Genomic DNA, 16,714 nt, shown 5'->3' with positions numbered 1-16,714 from the left:
ACTCGTTTTATACTTCAAGAAGTATAAAACAAAGGTAAGCATTTTACCGCATACTTCCTTCGGTTTCTGTACAGGTATAACACCTTTTTCTACCCTAAGGTTTCATCGGCAAGTATAAACCGAAAGCGGGCGCCGCCGAAACCGGCAACGCCCGCTTTCGGTTTCATGGTTTGGATGAAGGGTTCTAGTTGGTTCGGCTGGAGGTGGCAGGGCTAGCCGCTGCTGTGCTACCAGCCACACCTGGGGCTGCGTAAAAGTCTGCGACAGCATTGGTGTACTGGCAGTAATCGATGGGTCGGATTTTCTGGAACACCGTTGGCTGCTTTGCTCCCACCGGCACCAGCATCAGCGAGCTCTTACCCCCTACTGTTACTCTTTCAAAAGCCACGCCTTCGCGGTTGTCAAACTTCACGTCAAAGTAGTATAGGTAAGGGTATACCCATTTCACGTACCCGGCTTTGCTCGTGCCGGAAAGGCTCCTGATCTCCAGCTTGTCGTAGTGTTTGGCGATGGCCTGCTGAAACTCCACTGCATTCAGCGGCACGTTGTTCAGCACCGGCATCACGTCGAACTGGCCGTCCAGCAGCGTCCATTTCTTCAGGTCCGGCAGGTATACTTCCAGCAGCACATGGCCGGCACCGGATTCGATGGTCTCTGCGTCTTTCATCTTGAGCCCCAGCACGCGGGCGGGCAAGCCCATAGCGTTCAGGCAGGTCGTGGCCACAATGCCATACTCTACGCAGCGGAACTGCTTGCCTTCCTTCGCCTCGGAGAGGATCGTGAGCGCGTCCGGGTTGCTTGGCTCGTTCATGCCATTGTGTTGCCACTGCTGGTGCACCCAGTGCACCATTCTGAGTGCTTTCTCGGTGTCGTTGGCGGCGCCTGCCACAACAGCGTCCAGGTTATACCTGGTGCGCAGCTCCTGCAGGTAGGCATTGTCTGCGTTCTGCTCATACTGCAAGGTATACGCCGGCGCTTTTTTGCTTTTGTCGAAAGCCAGTGCCTGAAAGCTGTAGCCCTGCAGCTCGGTCAGCGCATAGTCTTTGCCGTTCAGCAGCACATAAAACTGGTTCGGTTTACCCGGCTTCACGTCGAAGCGGATGGAATCAGAATCCGTGTAGAACGCCACCTGCACTTTTTTGCCGTGCACCGGCACTTTCAGCACGTCCGGCGAGAGCTGCGGCGAAACGTTCCAGTTTCCTCTCACCCATTCGTTGCCGATGCGGTAGTCGGCCACGCGGCCGTGCGCCTCGATGACGGGCAGGCCTTTGTAGGTTTTCTGGGCAAAGGCGGGCGAAAGGGTAACCAGCGCGGCGGCCAGTACTGCGAGTGTTTTTTTCATTGTTTTGTTTTGTATAGTAGGTTGAAATAAAGTTCTATTCTGTGCGCAGCGAGGTAACCGGCGTGGCCACCGCTGTTTTGATGGCGTGGAAGCTAAGCGTGAGCATGGCGATGACCAGGGTGGTGACAAAGGCGGTGGCAAAGATCCACCAGCTCAGCTCCGTACGGTCGGCGTAGTCGTTGAGCCAGCTGCTCATGAAGTACCAGCCCAGCGGCAGCGCAATGGCATTGGCGATGAGCACCAGCTTCAGGAAGTCCTTGCTCAGCATCAGCACGATGCTCGCCACCGAGGCGCCCAGCACCTTGCGGATGCCGATCTCCTTAGTGCGCTGCTCGGCGGTGAACAGGGCCAGGCCAAACAAGCCCATGCAGGAGATAAAGATGGCGATGCCGGCGAAGTACTTGGTCAGCTCCCCAATGATGGCTTCGCTCTTATACATGCGCTCGTAGTCGTCGTCCATGAAGTGGTACTCGAAGGGGAAGGCCGGGTTCTGGCGCTTCAGCAGGCCTTCCAGCGAGGCCAGGGTCTCTGTGGTCTGGCCCGGGGCTACACGCACAAACAGCGTGTTCTCGTCTTTGGGCTGCAGGCGCATGATGAGTGGCTGCACCGGGTAGTGGATGGAGGTGGAAGAGAAGTTCTTGACCACGCCAATGATGTGGCCCTCGTTGCCCCAGCGCAGCCACTCGCCCACCGGGTCTTGCAGCTGCATCAGGCGCACAGCCTCCTCGTTCACAATGAAGGCCGCCGTGTCGGTGCCATAGTCTTTAGAGAAATCGCGGCCCTCCTTCAGGCTGATGCCCATCGTTTTGAGGAAGTCATAGTCCACGGTCATCACGCTGAACAGGATGTCGGCGTTGGGGTCTTTGCCTTTCCAGCCGATGTCGCCGGTGGAGTTGCCTACCATCAGCGGGTTCTGGTTAGCCGATGTGACGGCCAGCACGCCGGGCGTGTTCTGCAGCTCCCGCTTGATCACGTCATACCGGTTGTTCATCTCTCCTTCGATCGGCACGTATACCAGGTTCTCGCGGTGCAAGCCAATGTTTTTGGTGCGGATGTAGTGCAGCTGCAGGTATACCACCAGCGTGCTAATGATGAGCAGGCCAGACAGGATGAACTGGAACACCACCAGGCCCTTGCGGAACACGGTTACTTTGCGGTTCAGCTTCACCGTTCCCTTCAGCACCACCGCCGGGTTAAAGGAGGAGAGGAAGAAGGCCGGGTAGCTGCCCGACAGCACGCCGGTAAGGATGGCTACGCCCAGCAGCAGCAGGAGCAGCTTCGGATCGGCCAGGTTCAGCTCAATGAACTTGCCGGTCAGGTCGTTGAAGTGCGGCAGCAGGATGCCCACCAAATTTACAGCGATAAACAGCGCCAGGAAAGCCACCAATACTGACTCCACCATGAATTGGCGGACAAGCGCCGGCTTGCTGGCCCCGATGGCCTTGCGCACGCCCACCTCTTTGGCCCGCTTGGCCGACCGCGCGGTGGCCAGGTTCATGAAGTTGATGCAGGCAATCACCAGGATAAACACCGCCACAATCACAAACAGCCGCACCGTGTCGATCTGGCCGCCGCCGCCGTTAAAGTCGGAGTACAGGTACATGTCTTTCATGGGCTGCACAAACAGCTCGGTGTTCGACTCCTTTACATGACTTTTGTGCACGCCCTTTATTTTGGCGTTGAAGGCCTCCAGGTCAGTGCCGGGCTGCAGTTGCACAAAGGTGCGCAGGGCGTTGCTGCCCCACTCCTTCAGCCACTCGCTGCCGGGGCTGTTGATCCAGTCCTGCACCGGCATCACGTAATCGAACTGCTGGGTAGAGTTCTTCGGCACGTCTTTCGCCACGCCAGTCACTTTGTAGCTCTTGTCGTTGTTGATCTTGAACACCTTGCCCATGGCGTCAGCCGGCGAGTCGAAGAACTCGCGGGCGATGGTCTCGGAGATCACCACGGAATTGGGTTGCTGCAGCGCCTGCTTGGGGTCGCCGTAGAGCAGCGGGAAGGTGAAAATCTCAAAAAACTCAGGGTCGGCGTAGCGGCCGCTCACCTTCAGCGCTTTGTCGTTGAGGGTAAAGAGCTGCTTCCACTCCCAGGTGGTGCTGCGCACGGCATGCTTCACCTCCGGCAATTCGGCCTCCAGCGCCTCCGCCAGTGGACCGGGCGTGGCATCCACCGTGAAGTTGTCACCGCCGGGGTAATGCTGCACTTCCATCACGCGGTACAGGTTGTTGATGTCGGCATGGAAGCGGTCGTAGCTCACTTCGTCCTGCACCCACAGCAGGATTAGGATGCTGCAGGTCATGCCCAGCGCCAGTCCCAGCACGTTAATCAGGGAGAAGACCTTGTGGCGCATCAGGTTGCGGTAGGCCATTTTGAGATAGTTCTTGAACATAGTTTTGTGTGTTAGGAGGTATCGGAAATTCGTTAGCTGATCAAAGTATAAGCGCCTGTTAAGGGATGGCGCTACACAGCCACAAGAAATTTGCATGCCATTTTCACAAATAACTGTTTTTAAGCAAATTACAAAGCAATCACCCGCCACACCTGTACGCTTTCGATACACTTTCCTTTGATACACCTGTGCGCCTGCGATACAGCTTTTGTGCGCCAAGACCTCGCAGCGTGCGCAGCTCCTGCGAGCGTCTGGGGAATTAGAAAGTTAAAGAGTTAAAAGGTTAATCTTCTAGCGCCAGTGGTTTTGCTATGTAGCACCAGACGCTCGCGGGTCCAAGGACGCCACGAGGTCTTCGGCTTGTAAGCTTCACCCTCTACTCTACCCATCTACATATTCATTTACTTCATCCTAACATCTGACAAATACTGATTCAGACATTATCAAAGGAATTGTTATCTTCGACCTATAAATCAGCTCAGAACAAGTATGGCCCAGTTAAAAAATGCGCGGGTGCTGGTGGTGGACGACGAGACCGACGTGCTGTTTGCCTTTAAGATGCTCCTGAAACCGGAGGTGAAGGAGGTGGTGACGGAGAAAAACCCGGACAACCTGCTGGCCCTGCTGGCGCGGGAGCCCTTCGACGTCATTTTCCTGGACATGAACTTCAAGAGCGCCCTGAACACCGGCAACGAGGGCCTGTTCTGGCTCAGCCAGATCCTGGAGAAGGACAAGGACGCCACCGTCATCCTCATCACCGCCTATGGCGACGTGGAGCTGGCTGTGAAGTCGCTGAAGATCGGGGCCTTCGACTTCATCATCAAGCCCTGGCACAACGAGAAGTTGCTGGAGACGCTGCACAATGCCCTGGAGTCGCGGCAGCAGAAGAAGCGCGGTGTGCAGGCCCCCAGCAGCGCGCCCAAAGCCGCGGACGCGAACGCCATATTGGGGCAGTCGGAAGCCTTGCAGGAAGTGCTGCGCAAGATCGAGAAGATCGCGCCCACTGAGGCCAACGTGCTCATACTTGGCGAGAACGGCACGGGCAAGGAACTGGTGGCGCGGGCGCTGCACCAAAAGTCGTTCCGCGCCAACAAGCCCTTTGTGAGTGTGGACATCGCCGCGCTCACCGAGACGCTGTTCGAGAGCGAGCTGTTCGGCTACAAGAAAGGCGCCTTTACCGATGCCAAGGAAGACCGCGCCGGTCGCTTTGAAGCAGCCAACGGCGGCACCCTGTTCCTCGACGAGATCGGCAACATCTCGCCGGCCATGCAGGCCAAGCTGCTCACGGTACTGCAAAACCGCCAGGTCATCCCGCTCGGCTCCAACACGCCCGTGCCCGTGGATATCCGGCTGGTGTCGGCCACCAACGAGCCGATTTACGAGCTGGCCGCCAAAAACCAGTTCCGCAAAGACCTCATCTACCGCATCAACACCGTAGAGATCACGCTGCCGCCCCTGCGCGAGCGCCACGGTGATGTGGAGCTGCTGGCCCGCCACTTTGCGCAGTATTACGCTACCAAAAACCACAAGCCTGTGCCCGAGTTCTCGGATGCGGCCTTGCGCAAGCTCAACAACCACTCCTGGCCCGGCAACATCCGGGAGCTGCAGCATGCCGTGGAGCGAGCCATCATCATGGCCGAAGGCAACGTGCTGCAACCCGAGGACTTCAGCTTCTCGGCCATGGAAGCGCCTGCCGCCGCCCAGCCCGCCGTGGCCTTTGCGCCCGACATCACATTGCCGCTGAGCGAGATTGAGCGCGAGACGATTATCCGCGTGATTGAGAAGAACAAAGGCAACATCTCCAAATCGGCCAAAGAGCTTGGCCTGACCCGCACCGCCCTATACCGTCGCCTGAACAAGCATGATATTTAAGCGCCTCGAGTTCGGGCTCTTCGTCCGGCTGCTCCTTATCTTCGGGATGATGTTCCTGACGCTGCACTACCTGGTGCAGTATACCTGGCTGCAGATTTCGTCGGGCATTCTGGTGATGCTGGCGCAGGTATGGGAGCTGGCCAGCTACATCACCCGTAGCAACAACGAGCTGGCCAAGTTCCTGCAGGCTGTGCGGCAGCGCGACTTCTCGCAGCGCTTCAACGAGCACACCACCAACAGTTCGCTGCGGCAGCTGCATACCACCTTCAACCTCATCAACGACAGCTTTAAGCAGCTGCACATCGAGCGGGAGGCGCAGTTCCAGTACATGCAAACGATTCTGCAGATGATCGACACGGGCATTATGGCGCTGGACGAGGAGACGGGCGAAGTGGAGTGGGTGAACGACGCGTTCAAGAACATCCTGCACCTGCCCTACCTCAAGAGTCTGAAAAGCCTGGAGCCGCGCTACCCGGCGCTGTACGAGGCCATTCGTGTTCTGAAACCCAACACCAGTAATTTGCTGAAGCTGAAGCTGCCGGAGGGCACCTCGCAGTTGCTGCTCTCGGAAACGCCTTTCACCCTGCAGCACCGCCACCTGCAGCTTATCGCCCTCAAAAACGTGAGCGCCACCGTGGACGCCACCGAAACCGAGGCCTGGCAAAAGCTGCTGCGCGTGATGACGCACGAGATCATGAACTCCGTGGCACCCATCGCCTCGCTGGCCGACAGCCTGGAGCGCCACCTGCACCTGGAACGCGAGAAGCTAGAAGAGGAGCCTGACGCCAGGCCGGACCCGGAGCTGCTGCAGGACACCGAGGAAGGTGTGGGCATCATCAAGAAGCGCAGCGAGGGCCTACTCCGCTTCGCGCAGTTTTACCGCAACCTCAACAAACAGCAGGAGCTGATGCTGACCACCGTGTATGTGCAGGAGCTGTTTAAAAGTATAAACGGCCTGATGCGCCCGCAACTGGAGGCGCAGGGCATCGCGCTGGAGTGCCACGTCACTCCCTCCGACCTCACGCTCTACGGCGACGTGAACTTGCTGGAGCAGGTGCTCATCAACCTCATCCTCAACGCCAAACGCGCCGTGCTGGGCCGGCCCCACCCGCAGGTCACCCTCACCGCCCAACAGCTCGACAACGGCAAAGTGTTGATAGAAGTGCAGGACAACGGCACCGGCATTCCGGAGGAGCTGCTGGAGAGCATCTTCATCCCCTTCTTCACCTCCCACAAAGACGGCTCCGGCATCGGCCTCAGCCTGGTCAAGCACATCATGCTGCTGCATAAAGGAAGTATACAGGTCGAAAGCCAGGAAGGGGTGGGAACGGTGTTTAAGCTGGTGTTTTAGAAGTGTCGCAGACCTCGCAGCGTGCGTGCCTGCCCCGAAGCGTTTCGGGGCAGGCACGCACGCTGCGAGCGCCTGGCCGGAACGGTTGCGCTTTTCTCTCTTCAGCTCATTTCCTTCTACCCCCGTTCAAGGCAAACACCAACCTACAGAACAACTATTTGTACTTCAGGTATGCGCATGTGCTTCTTTTACCAGCAGGTCTTCAACCTAGTTTCTAACGTTAAAAAGCCTGTTTTCCGTCCCTCCCCCGATGATGAGCATAGGGCCAAGGAGCGGCGCCAGAAACCGGCCGTCCCAGTCGGCATACGTTATCATCACCAGGCCGGCATTAAGCACGATAAAGCTGACGAGAAACACAAACAAGGCTGGCTGCGCTTTAGCAAATGCATAGCTGTTCTTGAAAACCAAAGTATAAACTACACCCAGAAAAGCGATGAGGTACAGGTTGTGCCCCCATGTATAGTAGGGCCTGACATCGGCAAACAGGAAGAACAGCTTGGCCAAGGCTAACTTCACAAAATACAGCACATCCGAGCGAACCAAGTCATACACCAGCGCCAGCGACAGGTCGTTACTGTCATAAACCAGTTTAGCTGTTGGGTGAAGCACCACACCGCGGTAGCCGCTGATAACTTCCCCGTTGAGGTATGACATCTTGAAGAACGTAGCAAAAGCTGCCATGTGCGCGTTCAGGAACAGCAGGCCTGGCACGATGGCCAGCAGGCACAGCACCAGCAACGTCCGCGACAGCACCTTTTGCCGCCGCCACCCCGCCACAATGACGTACAGCAGCAGCGAGGCAAGCAGGATGAAGCCGTTCGGCCGCATCAGCATGGTCAGCAGCACGCACGGCACAAGGAGCGCCAGGCTGGCTTTATACCGGCTTTGATGCAGCAAGTGTGCGCTGATGAGGATGCCGCTGGAGAAAAGCGACTCGGTGAGCAGGTACACGTTCCATACCTGCACCTGGAAGCTGGTGGCAAAAAGTAAGGCAATGAGGAGAGCCTTCCACCGGCTGCCGCTTACCTGCAGCACCAGGTAAAACAGGCTCCCCAACGCCACCAGCGCCACGCCCATCTGCAGCAACACCACGGAAGTATAGCCCGTGTGCAGCACATCCGCCAGAAAAAGAACGAGGCAGTAGCCGGCATACCAGTTCACGTACCCTGTGGGCCAGACGCCGGCGCGCAGTTCCTCTGCAAACGCAATGTATCGCCTGGTGTCATACATGATTTTTGTGCCGAACCTGTGGTACAGAACAGCTTGCACCAGCAGAAAGACCACCGTTAAAGCAAATAAAATGTGCATCTTTGTACGCCTGTGCACAAGGCTCTGGAAATAGGTTAAAGCTGGCTTCAAGTGCTAAAAAGCTTGAGTGATGAACTATAGGATTGCTACCATCCGGCAGGCAGACGCAGTTTAGACGCATTGGCGGAACGTGCCGTGCGATCGCCTAAAGTAGCACAAATATCATGATTAAATAGTGCTGTAAAAACAGTTGAGCTGCTTCCGAGAAGCTAAGACGTAGCGGCCGAATCAAGACGATGTATAAGGGAAAGAAAGTTGTAGTGGTGATGCCTGCCTATAATGCGGCCAAAACGCTGGAGCGCACGTACCGCGAGCTGGACTTTTCCATCATCGACGAGCTGATACTGGTGGACGACCACAGCACCGACCACACCGCCAAAGTGGCAGCGGCTTTAAACATCCGGCACCTCATCACCCACGACAGTAACAAAGGCTACGGCGGCAACCAAAAAACCTGCTACGACAAAGCGCTTGGCTTAGGAGCCGATATCATTATCATGCTTCACCCGGATTATCAGTATACTCCGCGGCTGATTCCGACAATGGTCACGCTCGTCGGCGGCGGCTTGTACCATGCCGTGTTTGCCTCCCGCATTTTAGGGAAAGGCGCTTTAAAGGGCGGCATGCCTCTGTACAAGTACATCGCGAACCGGGCGCTGACCTTTGTGCAGAACCTGCTGATGGGCCAGAAGCTTTCGGAGTACCACACCGGCTACCGGGCCTACTCTAGGCAGTTGCTGGAGGCGGTGCCGTACCACGCCAACTCCGACGACTTTATCTTCGACAATGAAATTGTAGCCCAGATTTTTGCCAACGGGTATGAGATTGCGGAGGTCACCTGCCCCACCCGCTACAACCACGACAGCTCCTCCATCGGCTTTTTCAGAAGCGTGAAGTATGGCTTTGGCGTTTTAAACGTATCAGTGCGCTACTTCCTGCACAGGAACCGCTGGCTGAAATGGGAAAAGCTCTCCTGATACTTGTGTTGCGCATACTTTTACGCCTCCTCCTGCCACCATTTCCACTAAACATTTGTTACTACAAACAACGTCCGGCTTCGTGGATAACTCTATGGATAACGGCTGGATAAAAAGCACTCCCATCTCAGCTTCGGATTGATTATCTTTGTACTAATGGAAAATTTCGTAGTATCAGCGCGCAAATACCGCCCAACCACGTTCGACAGCGTGGTGGGGCAACACCATATCACCAACACCCTGAAGAATGCCATCAGCAGCCAGCACCTGGCGCAAGCGTTCCTGTTCTGCGGTCCGCGCGGCGTGGGCAAAACCACCTGTGCCCGCATCCTGGCCAAGACCATCAACTGCCAGAACATTACCCCGGAGGTGGAGGCCTGCAACGAGTGCGAGTCGTGCCGCAGCTTTAACTCCAACAGCTCCTTCAACATCCACGAGCTCGATGCCGCCTCCAACAACTCGGTGGAGGACATCCGTAACCTGGTGGAGCAGGTGCGCTATGCCCCGCAGACGGGCAAGTATAAAATCTATATTATAGACGAGGTGCACATGCTCTCGAACCAGGCCTTCAACGCATTTCTGAAGACGCTGGAGGAGCCGCCGTCGTACGCCATTTTCATACTTGCCACCACAGAGCGCCACAAGATTATCCCCACCATCCTGTCGCGCTGCCAGATTTTCGACTTCAACCGCATCCGCATCGAGGACATGGTGCGCCACCTGGGCAGCATCGCCACGAAGGAAAGTATAGCCGCCGAGCCGGACGCACTGCACCTGATTTCGCAGAAGGCGGACGGCGCGCTGCGCGATGCCCTGTCGATTTTCGACCAGATGGTGACGTTCTCGGGCAGCCAGGTAACCTATAAGGCGACGGTGGAAAACCTCCACATCCTGGACTATGACTACTATTTCCGCCTGACGGACCACCTGCTGATGCAGAACCTGTCGGGTTCGCTGCTGCTGTTTGATGAGATCCTGAAGAACGGTTTCGACGCCCACAACTTCCTCATCGGCATTGGGGAGCACTTCCGCAGCCTCTTGGTTTGCAAAGACCAGGCAACGGTGCAACTGCTGGAAGTATCGGACAACATCAAGGCCAAGTATGCCGAGCAGTCTGGCAAGTCCAGCGTGTCGTTCCTACTTTCGGGCCTAAACCTGGTGAGCGCCTGCGACACCAACTACAAGAGCAGCAAAAACCAGCGCCTGCACGTGGAGCTGTGCCTGATGAAGCTGGCGCACCTCAACGCCGCGCTGAGCTTTGCGCAGGATGGAGCAGCCGCAAAAAAAGCTAAGGTAGCAGCCCCGGCACCAGCCGCTACCGGTACAAGTACAGGTGCCACGCCATCAGAAAAGATGCAGCCGGCGCACCAGCCAAACCACGTACCGTCGGAGGAGTTGCAACAGCCGACGCCAGGCAATGTACCGTCTGAGAAGCTGCAGCCAGCACACAGGGCTACACATGTGCCGAGTGAGGAACTGCAACAGCCGCCCAAGCCGCAGCACGTAACACCAGACGCACACGTTGCGCCGGCCAACCCGCAGACGCCTCCGGGCGCCAGCCCTATTCCCAGCGCCCATACGCCCCGCGCCGGGGTGCAGCTGCCGCCGCCTAAAAAGCTGAGTAAGCTGCCCAGCCTCAAAGACCTGCAGAGCCCACAAACTGCCGGGGCCGATGTAGCCGTGGCCGAAGAAGAGGAAGACACCAATTATGGCGCTGTTGTTCCGGTAGACGAGGCCCGGCTTAAAACGGTATGGCATGTCATCCTGCGACGCAAAAAGGCCGAGAACATGATGGAGTTCACGCTCCTGAACCGCCAGTACCACCTGGGGCCGGAGAATGAGATCGTGCTGCACCTGGAGAACCACGTGATGATGGACCAGTTCACCGCCCTCCGCCCCGATATTCTGCGGGAGCTGAAAAAGGAACTGAACAACCGAAGTATAAAGCTGCGGGCCGAGGTGATGGAAGTGCAGCAGGAAAACAAGCTCTACACCTCGCAGGACAAGTTCCAGTACTTGGCTGAGAAATACCCCCTGCTAATCGATTTGAAACAACGAATCGGGCTGGACACGGATTTTTAGCGGGATTGAAAAGTATAAATTGTCAGAAGTAACAATAGCTTTCGGCACCAGACGCTCCCGGGTCCTGAAGTCACTGCGAGCGTCTGGTGCCGCTGCTTTATATTTACTCCACTTGAAGTAGAGCGATCTTGTCAAGCGTCGTGTTAGAACTTAACCCACCCCTAGCCCCTCCGAGGAGGGGAGTTGGCTGTTGAGGGAGAGAAAGGTTCTTGTTTTATAGTTGCGGCTTCGCATGGTGGTCCTGTTTTGGCCTTGCGCGCCAGTGAAGTCTCTGACTTCACTGGCGCGCAAGTCACGAATCTGAAGATTTGCGCCAGTAAGTTAATATACTTGGGTTTGAAAGTATAGCTTCAGCCATGTGCGTCATTTGACGATTTTTTGTTTGAGCGTTCAGCGAGTTCAAAATCGTCTTGATTCTTTTGCTTACTTTTCTCATCAAGGAGAAAAGTAAGGCCCCGCCGGCGAGGCGAAACACTGGCAAAGCATCAAAAGCCAAAGAGATTCTTCATATAATAAATTCAACGCTCTTACTTCAGCAATCCGCAACACCACCCTTTCTACATTTTTCACTATATTTATAGTCATACTTTACCATCCAAAACTATGACTATAAAAAGAGGATTATCACTGTTGTTGCTGGCGCTGGGCATCACGTTCACGCAGTGCAAGCAGGAGGCGTACCAAACCAAGTCCATGGATACTACGACGACCGTGGCGCCGGCTCCGAAAGAAAAGGAGTACAAGTATGAAACGGTGCCCGGCGACCCGCTGAACGCCCGCATCTATACCCTGGACAACGGCCTGAAAGTATACCTGACGGATTACGAGGAGGCGCCGCGCATCCAGACGTATGTGGCGGTGCATGCCGGCAGCAAAAACGACCCGGCGGACGCGACCGGCCTGGCCCACTACCTGGAGCACATCATGTTTAAAGGCACCACCAAACTGGGCACTGCCGACTGGCCGAAAGAAAAACAGGAGCTGGACAAAATCGAGGCACTGTACGAAAAATACCGCCAGACCACGGATGCCGCCATGCGCAAGCAGATCTACCACCAGATCGACAGCGTGTCCGGTGTGGCTGCCACGTACGCCATCGCCAACGAGTACGACAAGATTACCACCGCCATGGGCGCTAAGGGCACTAACGCCTATACCTGGGTGGACCAGACGGTGTACGTAAACGACATTCCGAGTAACCAGTTGGTGCCGTGGGTGCAGGAGGAGGCCGTGCGCTTCCAGGAGATGGTGCCGCGCCTGTTCCACACGGAACTGGAGGCGGTATACGAAGAAAAGAACCGTACCCTCGACAGCGACGGTCGTAAAGTGGCCGAGGTGATCAACAAGGCGCTTTTCCCGACCCACCAGTACGGCACCCAGACCACCATCGGCACTATTGAGGATTTGAAAAACCCCTCCATCGTCGCCATCCGCAAGTTTTTTGACACCTACTATGTGCCCAACAACATGGCCATCGCCATGTCCGGCGACCTGGACTTCGACAAGACCATCCGCCTGATTGACAAGTACTGGGGCGGCATTCCCAAAAAACCTGTGCCCGAGTTCCAGGTGGCGCAGGAACAGCCCATTCAGCAGCCGATCGTGAAGGAGGTGTTGGGGCCGGATGCAGAGAACGTGTCGCTGGCCTGGCGCACGCCCGGCATCAACAGCCATGAGGCGCTGGTGGTGCAGATGATCAGCAACCTGCTATACAACGGCTCTGCCGGCCTGATCGACCTGAACCTGAACCAGCAGCAGAAAGTGCTGCAGTCGTACGCCTACGACACGCCGATGCACGACTACGGCACTTTCCAGATGTCGGGCATGCCGCGCCAGGGACAGTCGCTGGACCAGGTGCGTGACCTACTGCTGCAGCAACTCGACAAGATCAAGAAAGGCCAGTTTGACGAAAGCCTGATGACAGCGGTGGTGAACAACGACAAGATCAGCACCATGAAGGCCTACGAGGACAACAGCGACCGCGCCGACGCCTTCGTGACCGCTTTTATTTATGACATGCCGTGGCAGAAATTTGTGAACCGCCGCGACGAGTTTGCCGCCATCACCAAAGAGGAAGTGATGGACGTGGCCAACAAGTACTTTAACGATGGTTACGTGGTGGTGTACAAGCGCACCGGCCAGGACCCGAACGCCCAGAAAGTAGACAAGCCCGCCATTACGCCGGTGGCCGTGAACCGCGACGCGCAGTCGGATTATTACAAGTCCTTTATGGCTAAGGAAGACAGTGTGCCGCCACTGCAGCCGGTGTTTGTGGATTATAAAAAAGACCTCACCGAGACCAAGCTGAAGCAGGACATCCCGCTGCTCTACACGCACAACAAGGACAACGGCCTGTTCCAGCTGTACTACATCCTGGACATGGGCACCAACAACGACCAGAAGCTGGGCATGGCCGTGAACTACCTCAAGTACCTGGGCACCGACAAGTATAGCGCCGAGGAGCTGCAGAAGCAGTTTTTCCAACTGGGCACCTCGTTTGACGTGTTCACCTCCGGCGACCAGGTGTACGTGAGCCTGACGGGGCTGGACGAGAACTTTGAACAGGGCCTGAGCCTGTTCGAGAGCGTGCTTGCCAACCCGCAGCCCGACCAGCAGGCGCTGAACGACATGGTGGCCGGCACGCTGAAAGCCCGCCAGGACGCCAAGAAAAACAAAGGCGTGATCCTGCAGCAGGCGATGGTGAGCTACGCCAAATACGGCCCGAAAAACCCCTTTAACACCGTGCTGACGGAGAAGCAGCTGAAGGCCGTGAAACCGCAGGAACTGGTGAGCATCATCAAGAGCATCCCCACCTACGAGCACCGCGTGCTCTACTATGGTCCACGTGAAACAGACAACCTGGTGACGGTGCTGAACCAGGAGCATTTGGTGCCCGCCACGCTCAAGCCCGTGCCCGCTGAGAAAGTATACACCGAGATCGACTTCAAGCAGCCTACCGTGTACTGGACCGACTATAACATGGTGCAGGCCGAGCTGCTGTTTTTGAGCAAGTCGGTGCCTTACAACGCCGATATTATACCTGTCGTGCGGCTCTACAACGAGTACATGGGCGGCATCGTGTTCCAGGACCTGCGGGAGTCCAAGGCGCTGGCCTACTCCACCTATTCTTTCTACAGCCCTGCCTCCAAAAAAGGCCGTGCCAACTACCTGCTCTCCTACATCGGGGCACAGGCCGATAAGTTGTCAGAAGCCATGGCGGGCATGCAGAACCTGCTGACGGATATGCCGCTGGCCGATGCCAACTTCCAGAATGCCCGCGCCTCTTTGCGCAACAGCATCTCCACGGAGCGTATCACCAAGGCCGGCATCCTGTTCGACTACGAGCGCGCCAAAAAGCTGGGCCTCACCCACGATATCCGCCAAGACGTGTACCAGAGCGCCAACGCTATGACCTTCGACCAGATGCAGGAGTTCCAGCAAAAATACATCAAAGGCCAGCCGCAGGCCATCCTCGTGATCGGCGCCAAAGATAAACTGGACTTCAAAGCCCTGGCCAAGTATGGCAACGTAAAGCAGCTGAGTTTGAAGCAGCTGTTTGGGTATTAAGGTAGATTTTAGAAGCTAATAGTTAGACATTAGATAAAACAAAAGCGGCAGCCATACTTAGGCTGCCGCTTTTGTTTTATCTATAAGAATATTCTGCTCCTGCCGCAAGTTTAGTACAACGGCTGGTGGCATAAGTGAACTAACATCACTAATCTTAAATTTAGGCTTTTGTTTATAAGGCTGTTTTGGCTTTTTCTGCAGCCGCCCATATCAACCCTGTTTGCCTTGCGCGGCTATTTGCTCCTTCACATTTTTCGTTGGTTACTTGTCATTTCCTCCCTCCTTAATCAGACCTACCCTTCAGAAATAACTTCGTACTGTATTGGTTTAAAGGCGTAGTTATTTGACTGCTCCGCAGAACAGGCTGTCAGGCCAACGATCAGGTCCATTTTAGCTTCCAACAGCACGAAGTCACCAGCCTTGCTTTGCGGCGGATCTACCGACAGGGTTCCGTCTGGCGCAAACTGCACGTTCATGAATATATTAAAAGCCGTGGGAATGTCGTCGGGGGTGATGCCATACTTGTCCAGGTTAGTGTACAGGTTCTCGAAACAGCTGGGGTGGTAATCAGGATTGTTGTAGAGGATCTGGAACGTCTCGGGGCTGCAGGGGGCCAGCAGAAAGTCGTTGCGGCCATTGGTATCTTCCAGGATCTCCATCATCTTCCGGCTGCGGTTGCTCCACAGGTGGTGCCCTTTGGTGATGAGGATCGTATTCTCGAAATCGAGTGTTTTGCCTGATGATATTTTCTCGCGTAAATCGTCGGCATTAAACAGCACCATGTCGCTTACCTGCTCCCCCTGCGGGTCAGTCACTTTCAGTTTATCTCCCTTCCGGAGTTTAAAGGCAGCGCCTGTTTGCTTCGCTATCGTATTAACCATTATTGTCTTTTTTGTTTTGGTGCGTTAAACCTGCATGAAAGGGGCATTTCCAGTTTTCTTCTACTTTGCGACCACTGTATTGCGGCGCTTCCGGGCCATCACCAAAATCGTTTAGCATGGGGTTGATAGCGCCGTCATAAGCGATCTCCCGCTCCCGGATCACCTTTTTCATGTTTTCATACACTCCTTTTTCGCGCAACTGCTCAAACTGGCGGTGCAGGTTAAAGGCCATAGCCGTGTAGCTCATTCTCCTGGCTTTGCGACTGGCATTGGGGTGCAGGCCCACAATAAAAAAGGCGGTGCTGTTAAAGCTGAAGCTGAAGTTGTCATCTTCGGGATTACTGCTCACGGCCGGGTCCCAGGGCTTACCACCCTGCTCGCTGTTGTGCAATTGCTGCAACTGTTGCCATAGTTTCTTTTCGAACTCCAGCTCCGTAGTTGCCTCATCGGTAAACACAGCAATCAGCGTCATGTATTCGCTTTCGGCAGCCATGGTTTCGGCGCTATATTTTTTCAGGTCTTCGGCTAGCTGCTGCGTGGTGGCGTCTTCGGCCATACGGCCATAGATGCCCAGGCGGTACTGGCTGGAATTGAAAGCTGCTTTGGCGCCTACACAAGGGTAATCTGTATCGCTTATTTTCTCACTTATACTTGCATTCACTTCCTTCGCCCGTTCGTTAGTCCAGTTATCTGCATCTTCTGGGTTGAAGTAGGATTGTTGTTTTGATTCTTTTGTATCCATGTCAGAGTTTTGTACGTGTGTTCTACAGGTGCACATCCGGAAGGCTCCATTTGTTGATACCTGTAGGGTAAAACTTTCCTCTATTACGTCGAAACCCTGCTACAAGATAAGAACGTGTGCGATTTGGTGAAGTTATGGTAGTGCTACGGGCCATATCATCCAAATCAAAAGGCTGCCCAATTTCTCAGGCAGCCTTTCCTTCT

At 55.6% G+C, this 16,714-nt stretch carries 10 protein-coding genes; 5 read left to right on the top strand and 5 right to left on the bottom strand.

The annotated features are described in order from the left end of the window. Positions 1-184: 184 nt before the first annotated feature. Both ABDW72_RS16755 and ABDW72_RS16750 read right to left on the bottom strand, forming a co-directional pair. Entirely contained in the window at positions 185-1,342 is a 1,158-nt protein-coding gene (locus tag ABDW72_RS16755) for a transglutaminase-like domain-containing protein (protein ID WP_347159750.1), read from the bottom strand. A gap of 34 nt (positions 1,343-1,376) precedes the next feature. Then, entirely contained in the window at positions 1,377-3,731 is a 2,355-nt protein-coding gene (locus ABDW72_RS16750) for an ABC transporter permease (RefSeq protein ID WP_347159749.1), read from the bottom strand. 489 nt (positions 3,732-4,220) lie between these two features. On the opposite strand from ABDW72_RS16750, the gene ABDW72_RS16745 reads away from it, so the two are divergent. Together ABDW72_RS16745 and ABDW72_RS16740 are read left to right on the top strand one after the other, a co-directional pair. Beyond that, the gene (locus ABDW72_RS16745) at positions 4,221-5,603 is read left to right on the top strand and encodes a sigma-54-dependent transcriptional regulator (protein ID WP_347159748.1); all 1,383 of its coding nucleotides are present in this window, start codon (positions 4,221-4,223) and stop codon (positions 5,601-5,603) included. After that, positions 5,593-6,954 (top strand): sensor histidine kinase, encoded by a 1,362-nt coding sequence (locus tag ABDW72_RS16740; RefSeq protein ID WP_347159747.1) that lies wholly within the window; start codon positions 5,593-5,595, stop codon positions 6,952-6,954. Before ABDW72_RS16745 ends, ABDW72_RS16740 begins: the two co-directional genes overlap by 11 nt. 207 nt (positions 6,955-7,161) lie before the next feature. Here ABDW72_RS16740 and ABDW72_RS16735 read toward each other — a convergent pair whose 3' ends face one another. Further along, the gene (locus ABDW72_RS16735) at positions 7,162-8,262 is read right to left on the bottom strand and encodes a hypothetical protein (protein WP_347159746.1); all 1,101 of its coding nucleotides are present in this window, start codon (positions 8,260-8,262) and stop codon (positions 7,162-7,164) included. 236 nt (positions 8,263-8,498) lie between these two features. Here ABDW72_RS16735 and ABDW72_RS16730 point away from each other — a divergent pair, with 236 nt between their 5' ends. The 3 genes from ABDW72_RS16730 (at position 8,499) to ABDW72_RS16720 (ending at position 14,888) form a co-directional block, all read left to right on the top strand. Beyond that, positions 8,499-9,239, top strand: coding sequence for a glycosyltransferase family 2 protein (locus ABDW72_RS16730; RefSeq protein ID WP_347159745.1), 741 nt, complete (start codon positions 8,499-8,501; stop codon positions 9,237-9,239). 156 nt (positions 9,240-9,395) lie between these two features. After that, the gene (locus tag ABDW72_RS16725) at positions 9,396-11,321 is read left to right on the top strand and encodes a DNA polymerase III subunit gamma/tau (protein WP_347159744.1); all 1,926 of its coding nucleotides are present in this window, start codon (positions 9,396-9,398) and stop codon (positions 11,319-11,321) included. Positions 11,322-11,924: 603 nt separating this feature from the next. Then, positions 11,925-14,888 (top strand): M16 family metallopeptidase, encoded by a 2,964-nt coding sequence (locus ABDW72_RS16720; RefSeq protein WP_347159743.1) that lies wholly within the window; start codon positions 11,925-11,927, stop codon positions 14,886-14,888. A 293-nt stretch (positions 14,889-15,181) separates the two neighbouring features. Here the strand turns inward: ABDW72_RS16720 and ABDW72_RS16715 are convergent, their stop codons facing one another. Both ABDW72_RS16715 and gntA read right to left on the bottom strand, forming a co-directional pair. After that, positions 15,182-15,769 (bottom strand): DUF1989 domain-containing protein, encoded by a 588-nt coding sequence (locus ABDW72_RS16715; RefSeq protein WP_347159742.1) that lies wholly within the window; start codon positions 15,767-15,769, stop codon positions 15,182-15,184. After that, entirely contained in the window at positions 15,762-16,511 is a 750-nt protein-coding gene (gene gntA, locus ABDW72_RS16710) for a guanitoxin biosynthesis heme-dependent pre-guanitoxin N-hydroxylase GntA (RefSeq protein WP_347159741.1), read from the bottom strand. Before gntA ends, ABDW72_RS16715 begins: the two co-directional genes overlap by 8 nt. Positions 16,512-16,714: the final 203 nt, after the last annotated feature.

The organism is Pontibacter chitinilyticus, assembly GCF_039748935.1.
Lineage (GTDB): Bacteria > Bacteroidota > Bacteroidia > Cytophagales > Hymenobacteraceae > Pontibacter > Pontibacter chitinilyticus.
Note: the sequence above shows the minus strand (reverse complement) of the source record. Positions and strands in the feature narration are given on the sequence as shown.

Coding starts and splice junctions, on each gene's coding strand:
- ABDW72_RS16715 (WP_347159742.1), bottom strand. CDS start 15,769: ATGGTTAATACGATAGCGAAGCAAACAGGCGCTGCCTTTAAACTCCGG.
- ABDW72_RS16750 (WP_347159749.1), bottom strand. CDS start 3,731: ATGTTCAAGAACTATCTCAAAATGGCCTACCGCAACCTGATGCGCCAC.
- ABDW72_RS16725 (WP_347159744.1), top strand. CDS start 9,396: ATGGAAAATTTCGTAGTATCAGCGCGCAAATACCGCCCAACCACGTTC.
- ABDW72_RS16720 (WP_347159743.1), top strand. CDS start 11,925: ATGACTATAAAAAGAGGATTATCACTGTTGTTGCTGGCGCTGGGCATC.
- ABDW72_RS16735 (WP_347159746.1), bottom strand. CDS start 8,262: ATGCACATTTTATTTGCTTTAACGGTGGTCTTTCTGCTGGTGCAAGCT.
- gntA (WP_347159741.1), bottom strand. CDS start 16,511: ATGGATACAAAAGAATCAAAACAACAATCCTACTTCAACCCAGAAGAT.
- ABDW72_RS16740 (WP_347159747.1), top strand. CDS start 5,593: ATGATATTTAAGCGCCTCGAGTTCGGGCTCTTCGTCCGGCTGCTCCTT.
- ABDW72_RS16745 (WP_347159748.1), top strand. CDS start 4,221: ATGGCCCAGTTAAAAAATGCGCGGGTGCTGGTGGTGGACGACGAGACC.
- ABDW72_RS16730 (WP_347159745.1), top strand. CDS start 8,499: ATGTATAAGGGAAAGAAAGTTGTAGTGGTGATGCCTGCCTATAATGCG.
- ABDW72_RS16755 (WP_347159750.1), bottom strand. CDS start 1,342: ATGAAAAAAACACTCGCAGTACTGGCCGCCGCGCTGGTTACCCTTTCG.